This is a genomic window from Paenibacillus sp. FSL W8-0194, from assembly GCF_037969745.1.
Taxonomy (GTDB): Bacteria; Bacillota; Bacilli; order Paenibacillales; family Paenibacillaceae; genus Paenibacillus_AQ; species Paenibacillus_AQ cookii.
In genome coordinates, this window is the sequence record NZ_CP150205.1 from 1,523,469 (window position 1) to 1,535,591 (window position 12,123).

Sequence of the window (12,123 nt, forward strand, 5' to 3'; positions counted from 1 at the left end):
AGCGCGGATGGCTGGAAGAATCCGCATGCGGGCGCTGCCGGAAAGCTGATTTCGGAGTGCGGGCAAACCCCGCCGGCTGGCCCCGTTACAGGCTATACGAGGAGATCGCTCCGACGGACGGGCATTCTGCGGAATGCAACAGGACGTTTCGGGCGATAACCAGGGTGGTACCGCGATATGATCGTCCCTGAAATTTTTCAGGGGCGTTTTTATGTTGTTTTCCCATAAATTGAAGCTGGAGGCTGTATAACCATGAAAGCAAGCGAAATACGTTCCAAATGGCTTGAGTTTTTTGCAAGCAAAGGGCATAAAATCGAACCGAGCGCCCCGCTCGTGCCGCATAACGACCCGTCCCTGCTATGGATCAATGCGGGCATGGCGCCGCTCAAACCTTATTTCGACGGACGGATCAGCCCGGAAAATCCGCGCCTGACCAACTCCCAGAAATGCATCCGCACCAACGACATCGAAAACGTCGGCAAAACCCGCCGCCACCATACGTTTTTCGAAATGCTGGGCAACTTCTCGATCGGCGACTACTTCAAGGAAGAAGCCATCACGTGGGCATGGGAGTTCCTGACCGGCAAGGAATGGATCGGCTTCGATCCGGAGCGCCTCTCCGTCACGGTATATCCGGAAGACGAAGAAGCATTTAAGCTGTGGAACGAAAAAATCGGACTGCCTGCCGAGCGCATCGTCAAGCTGGAGGATAACTTCTGGGATATCGGCGAAGGCCCTTGCGGACCTTGTACCGAAATCTTCTACGACCGCGGCGAGGCTTACGGCGACCTGTCCGATCCCGAAATGTATCCCGGCGGGGAAAACGAGCGTTTCCTCGAAGTATGGAACCTCGTATTTTCGCAGTTCAACCATAACAAAGACGGCTCCTATACGCCGCTTCCGAATAAAAACATCGATACCGGCGCCGGCCTGGAACGGTTTGCTTCCATTTTGCAAAATGTGGATTCGAACTTCGACACGGACCTGTTCCAGCCGATCATTCAACAAACGGCCAAGCTTGCCGGCGTGAACTACAATGACAGCGTGGAAAAAGACGTTGCGCTGAAGGTTATCGCCGACCATATCCGTACCGTGACGTTCGCCGTGGGCGACGGCGTGCTGCCGTCCAACGAGGGCCGCGGTTACGTCATCCGCCGTTTGCTCCGCCGCGCCGTCCGTTACGGCAAGGTGCTCGGACTCGACCGTCCGTTCCTTTACACGCTGACCGAAACGGTCGGGGACATCATGGGCGTCTACTATCCGGAAGTCGTCGAGAAACGCGAATTCATCGAAAAGGTGATCCGCACCGAAGAGGAGCGTTTCCATGAAACGTTGTCCGAAGGTTTGGCGATTCTCGAAGACATCAGCAAAAAGGCGCTGGAAAACGGCACGAAAGTCATCGGCGGCCAGGATGCGTTCAAATTGTACGATACTTACGGATTCCCGTTTGACCTGACAGAAGATTTCGCCCTGGAGCATGGCCTTACGGTCGACCGCGAAGGGTTCGACGCTTCCATGCAGGAGCAGCGCGACCGCGCGCGTGCGGCCCGCCAGGAAAGCGGCGGCATGAAGGTGCAGGGAGGCGCGCTCTCCGATTACACGGTTAAAAGCGAATTTGTTGGATATAATGACACCGTAGCGGAGTCCAAAATTTTGGCGATCATCGTGGATGAAGCCATGGTGGAGAGTGCCGGCGAAGGCGCGACCTGCCAGGTCATTCTCGAAAAAACCCCGTTTTATGCCGAAAGCGGCGGCCAGGTCAGCGACCAAGGGCTTCTGCGCGGCGGCAGCGTGACCGCAAAAGTGGAGGGCTTGTACAAGGCGCCTCACGGGCAGCACGTGCATATCGTAACTGTAGAAGCCGGGGAGCTCAAAGTGGGCGAAACGGTAAAAGCCGAAGTGGATCAGGCCAAACGCCGCGATATCGTCAAAAACCATACGGCAACCCACCTTCTGCATAAGGCGCTGAAGGAAGTGCTTGGAGAGCATGTCAACCAGGCCGGCTCTTTGGTGGAGCCGCAGCGTTTGCGCTTCGACTTCTCCCATTTCGGCAGCATCTCGGCCGAGGAGCTTGCGGACATCGAACGCCGCGTCAACGAGCAGATTTGGAACGCCGTGAACGTAAACATCGAATACAAGCCGATCGACGAAGCCAAAGCGATGGGCGCCATGGCCCTGTTCGGCGAAAAATACGGCGACATCGTGCGCGTCGTCCAGGTCGGCGATTACAGCCTGGAGCTTTGCGGCGGCTGTCATGTAGGCAATACGTCGGAGATCGGCATCTTCAAGCTGGTGAGCGAAAGCGGCATCGGTTCCGGCGTGCGCCGGATCGAAGCGGTAACGGGCCGCGCGGCGTACCAATTCGTCGAAAGCCAGCTGGATTTGCTGAAGCAATCCGCCGAAATGCTGAAGTCCAATCTGAACGACGTGCCGAAGCGCATCGAATCCGTTCATGCCCAGCTGAAAGAGCTGAGCCGCGAAAACGAATCGCTGCAAAGCAAGCTGAGCATGATCGAAGCGGGACAACTGACCGACCAGGTAAAAACGGTCGGCGGAAAAGAACTGCTCGCGGTTCGCGTTACGGTCGGCAGCATGGACGGGCTCCGCACCCTTGCCGATGAACTTAAAAACAAATTGCCGTCGGCCGTGCTCGTCCTGGGGGCAGCCATCGAAGACAAAGTGAACTTCGTCGTCTCGGTTCCGCAAGAGCTGACCAAAGCAGGCCTGCACGCAGGCAAGCTCGTGAAAGAAATTGCGGCCGTTTGCGGCGGCGGAGGCGGCGGCCGTCCGGACATGGCCCAAGCGGGTGCCAAAGACGCAAGCAAGCTCGATGATGCTTTGAAGCTGGCGGAGGAATTGGTCGCCAACGCATAAGATGCGTGAAGGTCCTGAAAAGAAAAATTTGTTTAATTTGTCCTTGGAGTTTCCTTACTGCGGGATGATTATGTTATATTAGAAGAAGATATGAAGCCTAAAGAATCAATTCGTCAACAGCGTGCTTCGGCACGCCGTTGAAGAAGCGAGGTGTCACAATATGGACTCCATGGATAAAACGATGAAGTTTAGCGTTAAAGGCGACGAAAAGGAAGCGTCTTCCAAAGACATCCTTTTGATGGTGTATGACGCATTGGTTGAAAAGGAATACAATCCGATCAACCAGATCGTCGGTTACCTCCTATCCGGAGATCCGGCATATATCCCCCGCCATAACAACGCAAGAAGTTTGGTCAGAAAAAAAGAGCGTGATGAGTTGATTGAAGAGCTGGTCCGGTTCTACTTAGCCAATCACCGATAGGAGAGCTTTAATGAGAATCATGGGGTTGGACTACGGCGACCGCAAAATTGGTGTTGCCGTCAGTGATTTATTCGGATGGACCGCGCAGGGACTGGAAGTGGTGGAACGGCGGCGCGACGGTTCCGAAGTATCGCGGATCGCGGAATTGGTCCGCGACTACGAGGTGGAGGAGATCGTCGTCGGACTGCCCAAAAACATGAACGGCAGCATCGGTCCCCGCGGTGAAATCTGTATCGATTTCGCTGACAAGCTAAAAGAAATGCTGAAATTACCCGTCCACCTGTGGGATGAGCGGCTGACAACCGTGTCTGCCGAGCGGACGCTGATCGAGGCTGACGTCAGCCGGAAGAAGCGAAAGCAAGTTGTGGATAAAATGGCTGCAAGCTTGATTTTGCAAAATTATTTAGACTCAAAGACTAAAGGGTGAGGGTGATCACAGATGGCCAATGAGCGTAATCTTTTTGAGGAAGAACCGGATATTATTTATATTCCCGATGACGAAGGCAATGAAGAAGAATTCGAAGTCATCATGAAATTTGAAGTCGATGGCTCGGACAACAAGTATATGATGGTCGTACCTCTGGAAGCGGGAGAAGACGAGGATTCGGACGAGGTGTATGCGTTCCGATACGAAGAGGACGGGGATGACCTCAAGCTCTACATGATCGAAGATGATGCGGAGTGGGAGATCGTCGAGGAAACCTTCAACACCTTGGTTGCTGAACTTGATGGAGGTAATGAGCATGAGTGATTTTTCTGCAGACCAGGCCGTGTGGACTTCCGTGCTGAAGGAAACGTTCGGTCCGACTGTAGAGCTGCAGGACGAAGACGGTTCCACCGAAGTTTACGACCTGGCAGCGGAATTTGAAGTGGGCGGCCAAACCTATGCGGTGCTGCAAAGCCCTGACGACCGAAGCGGCGAATACAACATTTTGAAGGTCGTGAAGTCGCCGGACGGGGATTTGGAGCTGGCCACCATCGATGACGACGACGAATGGGAAAACATTACCGAGCTGTACGACGAGATGACGTTCCCGGAAGACGACGAAAATTGATTCGGAGCATCTACAGCTTCCCTGAGAAGACAAAATTTCAAAATGAATACACAAAGAGGGCGGTGCAGACCGTCCTTTTTGGTTGTGAAGGGTTGGATTTTTTTGAAAGCTGTCAAAGTCGTAATTGTAATTCTGATTATTCTTCTGCTAGGAGCGGGCGGGGGAGCCTATTACGTGTGGAACGGACTCCAGCCGGTTCAAGCGTCGGACGAGCCCGTGAAATTCACGATCGAACCGGGCATGGGCACCTCCAAAATAGCCGATGTGCTTCAACAAAACGGACTGATCAAAAATGCTGCGGTTTTTAAAGGGTACCTGAAGTGGAAACGGGAAGGCTCGCGTTTTCAAGCAGGCATTTACGAAGCCAAGCCGGGCGCGACGTTGGACGAGCTGATCGCCAAGCTGAACAAGGGCGACGTGGTGAAGGAAGAGATGGTGCGGATTACGATTCCGGAAGGTTACACCGTCGAGCAAATCGCCGCAAAGGTCAGCGAAGCGACGGGGGCTCCGGCCGACTCGTTCCTGAAGCTGGCGGATCACCCCGGGAACGAAGCGATTGCGGCGTTTAAGGACGTCCCGGATAACGGCAAGCTGAAGCATGCGGCGGAAGGGTATTTGTTCCCGGATACGTACGATTTTAAAAAGGGAACGACCGAACCCGAAATGTTCCGGCGGATGATGGAGCAAACGCAAAGCAAGCTGGACGGTATCCCGAACCTGCAGGAAAAGCTGCGCGACCGCGGCCTTACGCTGCATGACATGCTGACGATCGCGTCGCTCGTGGAGCGCGAGGTTGTCGTGGATAAGGAGCGGCCGCTTGTGGCCGGGGTCATATATAACCGTCTCGACAAAAACATGAAGCTGGAAATCGACGCGACGGTGCAATACGCGCTGCCGGAGCCGAAAGAGCGGCTTCTGTATAAGGATTTGAAAGTCGAAAGTCCTTACAATACCTATTTGCATGAAGGGCTTCCGCCGGGGCCGATTTGCAGCCCCAGCTTGGCCTCGATCGAAGCGGCGCTGAATCCCGAGGCATCGGATTACCTGTATTACGTCACGAAAAAAGACGGCTCCCATGAGCACTTGTTTGCGAAGACGTACCAGGAGCATCTGAAAAACATCCAAAAAAGCAAAAGCGGCGCCAATAAAGGCTGAGCCCGGCAAGGGAATGCGATCGACCGGGGCACCAAAAATATTGGCAAGCTTCAAGCAAAAACCGCCCGTTGGGCGGTTTTTTTCATGGCATGGCATTCGGCTACTCGTTTTGAATGCTGTTCAAAGCGGCAAAGGCCATCGGGCCAAATCCTTCGGAGGCCTCTCCTTGCGGCATGGCGACGTGGAACACAAAACCGCTGCCGTCAAGCTCCTTTACGATGTACTCATAGGTTCCCGACGTACCGGAAGCGAGCAGGAACAGTTCGGCGTCTTTCATCGGGCCGGCCAAATCGTCGGAATGAAGCTGCCGGATGTTGCCGTGTTTTTTCAATGCTTCCTTTCCTTCGCGAAGCAGCTCGTCTTGGTTGTAATCGGAAGGCAATTTTTCGATCCGGACCGAATAGCGGGGATCGATGTTCATGTAGATCAGATGTTTCGCAGGATCAAAGGAAAGATGCTCCGGCACATAAAGCGAGTAACCTTCGGCCTGGGCCAGCTTGGCCGGCCGTTGTTCTTTCGAGCCTTCGACGGTGACCTCGAGCATGGTATCGCCGGGTCTTGCGGCCGCGCCGCCCTCGGAAGCCGCAGATTTGGAATCGCCCGATGACGGTTGGCCCTTCACTTGAGGGGACCTTTGCGGCTTGGATGCCACCTGCTCCGAGTTCGGATCGGTGGATGGAGGCTTTACGCCTTCTCCATCTGTCCCCGCATCGTCTTCATTTTGGCGTTGGCCGGCGTCGGCGTTATGTCCCGCTCCTTCTTTCAGATCGGTTTCAGGAATTATTCCGATTTCCGGCGGGTTATTTTGATCCTTCTGTTCGCCGGATTTTCCCGGCGCAATCGTTTGGGCTTCCTGCTTGCTTCCGCAACCGCTTAGGGAAACGGCAACCGCGAGGGCCAGCACGATGGAACTGATTTTGACGGTATGTTTCATGTTGCACCTCCGTTTATCGTCATAGACGAACCGAAGCGTCCGCAAGTTTCAATGCAATGCAGTCATCAACGCGTTCCATATTCGGGCTGGTTTCGGCATCTTATGAAGAACAATGGGCCAAATAGGCTGCTGGGCGGTTGCCAATCGTCCTTTTTAGTAGCACAGGAACGAAAAAATTATGAACTTTAGGAAAATAGTTATAAAGAATTTTGAAAAAAGCCAAAGGATAATGGTGGAAAATGTCGAAGAATAAAGTAGAAGTTTCTTTTACATAAGCCGTAAGGTATGAAAACATAATGGTAGGTGAGGAAATGGAAGAGGGTAAGCAAAAGAAAAACGAAGAAAGCAAAAACAAACGCCGGGGTTTCCCGCGCAAGAAAGAGAAGCAGGGGGAATCGGGCGTTGCGGTGCAGCCGCAAACGGACAAGCCTAAATTCGACATCCGCAGCGCGGGAGCGCAGCTGGGCAGAATGAATCCGGCCAAATCCGTCGGGGTCAAGCTATTTTTGATCTTTTTCACGGCCATCGTCGCCTTTGTCCTGATTTTAGGCCTTATGTCGTATAACAAGGCCCGGAGCACCATTCAGGCGAATGCTGCGAATTCGAACAAACAAACGATCATCCAAACGTCCGAGAAGCTGGATATCATCCTGAAGCAATACGAGGACATCGCGCTGCAGATCTTTTTCGATCCGGAAACGCAAAATCTGTTGACCGATTTGTCTGCCGGCCAAGCGAGCGCTTACGACCTGTTCGTGCTGAACGAAAAAATCGGCAAAAAACTGAGCAATCAGGTTAACAGCAACAATACCATTAAAGCGCTTTACCTGATCCCGCCGGAAGAAGGCCACAATCCGATCGTCAGCGGAAGCCCGGGCACGGACTCGACTCAAATCCGCGAAACGGCCTGGTATAAAAAAGTCCTGAACGAAAATAAATCGACGTGGGTGACGTCCGAAAAAGGAAAAGACGGCGGCATGAACTTTAAATTGGTTCGTCCGCTGCAAAGCCTGAGCCGCGGCGGAAAGCCGTACGTCGTTGTCGTCGAGCTGAAAACGTCGACGATCGAGGAGCAATTCAAAGCGATCAACATGGGCGAAGGCAGCAAGCTGCAGCTGATTTCGGGCGATAACAAAGTGGTTGCTTCCAACCAGGACGGGGAAGCAGGCCTGGATTCCGTGTTTACGTTCATGAAGGAACAAAAGGATGCGGCGAAAAGCCTCGATACCAAAGACGACAAGGGCCATAAAATGCTGGCCGTATACAACACGCTGGAAGTCAACGGCTGGAGGCTCGTAGGAACCGTTCCAACCGAGCTGCTGGTCAAAGATGCGCGGGGCATTTTGCTGATGACGCTCGGATTTGTGGTCGGGGTCGTGATCATTGCGATTCTCATCGGCTGGTGGATGGTTCTGATGATCGCCAAACCTCTCAGCGGCCTGAAAGACCTCATGATCGAGGGATCCAAGGGCAACCTGAAGGTTCGCACCAGCCATAAATCCTCGGACGAGATCGGCGAGCTTGGAGCCAGCTTCAACCTGATGATGGACCAAATCACGAAGCTCGTGGAACAGACGAACACGACGGCCAGAGCCGTTCTGGAGACGGCGGGCGAACTGACGGATGCCTCCCGCAAAACCGCGATCTCGGCCAAGGAAATCGCCATCGCCACGGAGGAAATCGCCAACGGCGCCAGCAGTTTGGCCACCGAAGCCGAACGCGGCAACGAGTTGACCGAAAATATTTCGCGGCAAATGCAAATCGTCGTCTCCGCCAATGAAGAAATGAGCAGCGCCGCCCATCATGTCGAGCAGTCGAGCCAGCGGGGAACCAGCCATCTCGGCGAATTGATGGAAAAAACGCATCAGACGGAGGATATGACCCGTTCGTTGATGGCGAAAGTCGATAATCTGAAGCAATCGACCCAATCGATCAACAAGGTGCTTGACGTGCTGCAAAACATTACGAAACAGACGAACATTTTGTCCCTTAACGCTACAATCGAAGCCGCCCGGGCAGGAGCCGCAGGCAAAGGTTTCATGGTCGTGGCCGATGAAATCCGCCAGCTTGCGGACCAATCGAGGCAGTCCATTAACATGGTCGGCCAGATCACCGGCAAAATCATGGACGAAATGAACGAAACGGTCCTGGCCCTGCAGGAAGCCCGTCCGTTATTCCAGCAGCAGATGGATTCGGTAAAAGAAACAAACGATATTTTCGTCTCCGTACAGGAGCAGATGGGCGATTTCACGAAACGCCTCGATTCCGTGACGCAATCGATCGAAACGTTGAATCAGTCGCAGGTCATTTTGTCCGAGGCGATGAGCAACGTAAGCGCGGTGGCCGAGGAATCCTCCGCCACTTCGGAAGAAGTCGCTTCGCTCAGCAATGAGCAGCAAAACATCGGGGACCACCTTGTTCAGCTTTCGGCGAAGCTGGAGAACGTTTCGCTCGAGCTGAAAGAAACGCTGTCCCGTTTTACGCTGTAATGAGTCTATGCGCAAGCCGTCCCGCCGGATTTTCCGGCTTTAGGGGACGGCTTTTTTTTGCATTCAAAAGTAGCGTCCCGCCAAGGCCGATTGGAACCGATGGAATAAGGACATAATGGAAAAAAACGTCGAAAAAGGACCGGTGCTCTATGTTATTGAAACAAAAACAGCGTATTTTTTACGGATTGGTCATCCTGACGGGGATTTTGGTCGTGCTTATTTTGCGCCTGGCGTATGTCCAGCTCGTGTTCCGCGCTTCGAGTCTGCCGGACAGCAAGTACACGCTGCAGGAAATGTCCGTGCTGCAAAGGGAACGGGGCGTCGTGCTCGATTCCGGAAGGGGGAACGTCTATGACCGCAACGGAAAACCGCTCACCGGAAAAACCGTTTCGGCGGCAGTGTTGTTCCCGGTGGACCGCAAGTCGCTCGAAAACAAAGACGGCCGGTTGAATCCCGTGGCCCGGGCGCTCGGCGTCGATTCGGAGCGGCTTGCGGCATTGTGGGGACGGCTAAGCGTGCCGATGCTGTGGAAAGGGGAGTCCGGCGGCGCGCCGCTGGCCCTAACGGAACAACAAGCCAAGCGGATATCGGCGCTGGAATTCAGCGGTCTCGAGGTTCTGCCCTACACGGAGCGGTATGAAAACCGGCCGAACGGCATGCAGTGGCTCGGATACCTGACGGATGTGCCGGGGCAAATGCAAATGCCCCATACCGGTTATGCTTTCCGCGAGGGGGCTGCGGGACTCGAAAAAACGATGGAGCCGATGCTGCGCGGCGTCGGACCGACGACCGTCTATTATACGGTCGATGGCTTGAACCGGGCGATTCCGGGCACGGGCATCCAATTAAAATCGCCCAACAATCCGTATTATCCGCTGCGGCTTACGTCCACGATCGACCTTGAGCTGCAGAGGGACATCGAAAAGCTGACGGAAAAAGCCGGGATGAAGGAAGGGGCCGTCGTTTTGCTCGATGCAAGCAATGCCGACGTCATTGCGATGGTATCCCGTCCTTTTTACAATCCGCTGAACGTCGATCCGAAGCAGGGGGCATGGAATAACCGGGCGGTTCAGGCGACCGCGCCGGGCTCGATTTTTAAGACGGTCACGGCCGCGGCCGCATTGGAAGCCGGAGTTACGAGCTTAGACGAATCCTTTTACTGTTCGGGCAAATATGCCAGATACGGGTTGTCTTGTTGGAAAGCGACAGGCCATGGGGCGCTGACGCTGGAGCAGGCATTCGCCCAATCCTCCAACGTCGTTTTTGCGGAGCTCGGGGAACGGATGGCCGGGGAAGAGCTGGAGTCGACGGCAAGGAAACTCGGACTGGGGCGGACGGTCGGATGGGAAGCCAAAGACATGCTTGGCATGCCTGTCATGAGGCCGTTTGATCATGAGGAGAAGGGGATGATATTTTCAAGCGAACAGGCGGCTTCGGACGGCGGGGTCCGAGCGCAATCCGGGATCGGGCAAAGGGATGTGCGCGTAACGCCGCTGCAGGCGGCCAACCTCGTGGTCACCCTGCTGCATGACGGGCAAGTCCGGGCGCCCCGGCTCCTGCATCACGTTTCCTACGCCAACGGCCAGCTCCTGAAGGAGTTCAAACCCCATTTTGCTCCTTCGAATGCCGGCAGCATCCGGCCGGAAACGGCCCGCCTGCTCACCGCGTGGATGAGAACGGTCGTGACGAACGGAACGGGGAAATCGCTGATGCATGCTAAGTGGAAGCTCGCTGGCAAGTCCGGAACGGCTCAAGTCAAAGTCCAGGGACAACCGCGCAACAATCAGTGGTTTATCGGTTATGGACCGGTAGAGCATCCCCGATATGCGCTGGCCGTGCTGTTTCAAAACATGAAAGAGGGAGGCAGCAATCAAGCTACCTCCCTGTTTGGGGATATTATGAATCTGCTCGCTTCCCGGAGCGCTTAGTTTCCTGCGGGGCAGGCGCGCTCATTTCGAACGGGGAGACGTCGAATTCTTCCTGCGGCAAGCGGATCCAGCGCTGCAAATACCCCTGCTGCAGGAGTTCCTTGAGCAAAATCAGCAGAACCGGCGAAAGGATGAGGCCGGCGACGCCGAAGATCGAAAGCGAAATAATCATGAACGACAACATGAGGAACGCGGACGAAATGCCGATGGAGTTGCCGGTAATTCTCGGCTCGAGCAGCTGGCGCGTCAGGAGGACGACCACCAGCAGGATGCACAAACCGATCGCCAAACTGATGTTGCCGACGATAAACAGGTACACGATCCACGGAATCAAAACGACCGGAACGCCCACGAGCGGCAAAATATCGAATATGGCGCAGACGAGCGCAAGCGAAAGTTCGTTCCCCGTGCCCAAAATCAGCAGGCCCGCGTAAATCAATACGAACGTGATCAACACCATGAGCATTTGCGCTCTGATGTAGGAGCCGATCGCTTTCAGCACGTACGTTTTCATAAACGTATAAGCGTTTTTTAACGTTTTCGGAGACTTGTCCTTCACGATTTTGCGCCAGCCGCCGATCTCCGTGCTGAGGAAAAAGGCGAGAATGATCGCGATGCCGAAATTGGCCATAAACGTGGAGAACGAGCTGAAGAGCGATACCATATACTTTAAGAAGCTGGTTGCCCATCCGGTCGCATACTCCGTGAATTTTTTAAAGTTTTCGTTCATCTTGTCGGTGATGTCCGGAGGAAGCGCCTCGATTTTATGCTGGAGGAATGCGGTCGTTTTTCCAAATGCCGTTTGGATCATTTTCGTGTATTGGGGCAAATTATCTTGGACTTGAGCGATTTGGGAAACCACGATCAGTCCGATGCCGAACAAAATCCCCAGGATGACAAGCACGAACAGCAGAACGGAAACAGCCGCTGCAATCGTTTTGGGAAGACCTCTCCGGTTCAGGAATTTGGCCAGAGGTTCGATCATGAAAAACACGAGGAAGGATAAAAAAACGGGCGCCGCGATCTGATACAGTTTGCTGAAGACATACATGACGAGCAAAACGGTCAGCACGATCATCCCGATGTCGAGAAAGGTCCTCCAATATTTTTTATACAGCGGAAGCATGAACAAAAATCACTCCTAAGCATATGTATTTGATGGGACAACTAAACTAAAATAAAAATATCAATTCGATGGTTAAAAAAATGCCTATTTCTTGAGCGGCTGTGATAAAATAAAAGATAGCGCCTTTATATTTTGCAGCAC

The 12,123-nt window shown here is 53.9% G+C and carries 10 protein-coding genes; 8 read left to right on the forward strand and 2 right to left on the reverse strand.

What is annotated here, in order from left to right:
• Nucleotides 1-252: 252 nt before the first annotated feature.
• The 6 genes from alaS (at nt 253) to mltG (ending at nt 5,505) form a co-directional block, all read left to right on the forward strand.
• Nucleotides 253-2,874: an alanine--tRNA ligase gene (alaS, locus tag MKY58_RS06620; protein ID WP_339323927.1), complete on the forward strand. Its 2,622-nt coding sequence runs from the start codon at nt 253-255 to the stop codon at nt 2,872-2,874.
• 160 nt (nt 2,875-3,034) lie between these two features.
• On the forward strand, nt 3,035-3,295 hold the full coding sequence (locus tag MKY58_RS06625) for an IreB family regulatory phosphoprotein (protein ID WP_036711271.1): 261 nt from the start codon (nt 3,035-3,037) through the stop codon (nt 3,293-3,295).
• A gap of 10 nt (nt 3,296-3,305) precedes the next feature.
• Nucleotides 3,306-3,722, forward strand: coding sequence for a Holliday junction resolvase RuvX (gene ruvX / locus MKY58_RS06630; protein WP_212951753.1), 417 nt, complete (start codon nt 3,306-3,308; stop codon nt 3,720-3,722).
• A 12-nt stretch (nt 3,723-3,734) separates the two neighbouring features.
• A complete protein-coding gene (locus MKY58_RS06635) occupies nt 3,735-4,046 on the forward strand; it encodes a DUF1292 domain-containing protein (protein ID WP_339323928.1) in 312 nt (103 codons plus the stop codon).
• The gene (locus MKY58_RS06640; protein WP_339323929.1) at nt 4,039-4,350 is read left to right on the forward strand and encodes a DUF1292 domain-containing protein; all 312 of its coding nucleotides are present in this window, start codon (nt 4,039-4,041) and stop codon (nt 4,348-4,350) included. The genes MKY58_RS06635 and MKY58_RS06640 overlap by 8 nt, the downstream gene beginning before the upstream one ends.
• A gap of 102 nt (nt 4,351-4,452) precedes the next feature.
• A complete protein-coding gene (gene mltG, locus MKY58_RS06645) occupies nt 4,453-5,505 on the forward strand; it encodes an endolytic transglycosylase MltG (RefSeq protein ID WP_339323930.1) in 1,053 nt (350 codons plus the stop codon).
• A gap of 100 nt (nt 5,506-5,605) precedes the next feature.
• On the opposite strand, the gene MKY58_RS06650 is transcribed toward mltG, so the two are convergent.
• On the reverse strand, nt 5,606-6,439 hold the full coding sequence (locus MKY58_RS06650) for a hypothetical protein (protein ID WP_339323931.1): 834 nt from the start codon (nt 6,437-6,439) through the stop codon (nt 5,606-5,608).
• A gap of 311 nt (nt 6,440-6,750) precedes the next feature.
• On the opposite strand from MKY58_RS06650, the gene MKY58_RS06655 reads away from it, so the two are divergent.
• Together MKY58_RS06655 and MKY58_RS06660 are read left to right on the forward strand one after the other, a co-directional pair.
• Nucleotides 6,751-8,928: a methyl-accepting chemotaxis protein gene (locus MKY58_RS06655; protein WP_339323932.1), complete on the forward strand. Its 2,178-nt coding sequence runs from the start codon at nt 6,751-6,753 to the stop codon at nt 8,926-8,928.
• Nucleotides 8,929-9,077: 149 nt separating this feature from the next.
• Complete coding sequence (locus MKY58_RS06660; RefSeq protein ID WP_339323933.1) at nt 9,078-10,856, forward strand: penicillin-binding protein 2; 1,779 nt, start codon at nt 9,078-9,080, stop codon at nt 10,854-10,856.
• On the opposite strand, the gene MKY58_RS06665 is transcribed toward MKY58_RS06660, so the two are convergent.
• Nucleotides 10,825-11,982, reverse strand: coding sequence for an AI-2E family transporter (locus MKY58_RS06665; RefSeq protein ID WP_339323934.1), 1,158 nt, complete (start codon nt 11,980-11,982; stop codon nt 10,825-10,827). The two genes, MKY58_RS06660 and MKY58_RS06665, sit on opposite strands and share 32 nt — an antisense overlap.
• Nucleotides 11,983-12,123: the final 141 nt, after the last annotated feature.

Excerpts from the sequence above, each read along its gene's own strand:
- MKY58_RS06625 (WP_036711271.1), top strand. The coding sequence starts at position 3,035 with ATGGACTCCATGGATAAAACGATGAAGTTTAGCGTTAAAGGCGACGAA.
- alaS (WP_339323927.1), top strand. The coding sequence starts at position 253 with ATGAAAGCAAGCGAAATACGTTCCAAATGGCTTGAGTTTTTTGCAAGC.
- MKY58_RS06635 (WP_339323928.1), top strand. The coding sequence starts at position 3,735 with ATGGCCAATGAGCGTAATCTTTTTGAGGAAGAACCGGATATTATTTAT.
- MKY58_RS06660 (WP_339323933.1), top strand. The coding sequence starts at position 9,078 with ATGTTATTGAAACAAAAACAGCGTATTTTTTACGGATTGGTCATCCTG.
- MKY58_RS06655 (WP_339323932.1), top strand. The coding sequence starts at position 6,751 with ATGGAAGAGGGTAAGCAAAAGAAAAACGAAGAAAGCAAAAACAAACGC.
- MKY58_RS06665 (WP_339323934.1), bottom strand. The coding sequence starts at position 11,982 with ATGCTTCCGCTGTATAAAAAATATTGGAGGACCTTTCTCGACATCGGG.
- MKY58_RS06650 (WP_339323931.1), bottom strand. The coding sequence starts at position 6,439 with ATGAAACATACCGTCAAAATCAGTTCCATCGTGCTGGCCCTCGCGGTT.
- ruvX (WP_212951753.1), top strand. The coding sequence starts at position 3,306 with ATGAGAATCATGGGGTTGGACTACGGCGACCGCAAAATTGGTGTTGCC.
- MKY58_RS06640 (WP_339323929.1), top strand. The coding sequence starts at position 4,039 with ATGAGTGATTTTTCTGCAGACCAGGCCGTGTGGACTTCCGTGCTGAAG.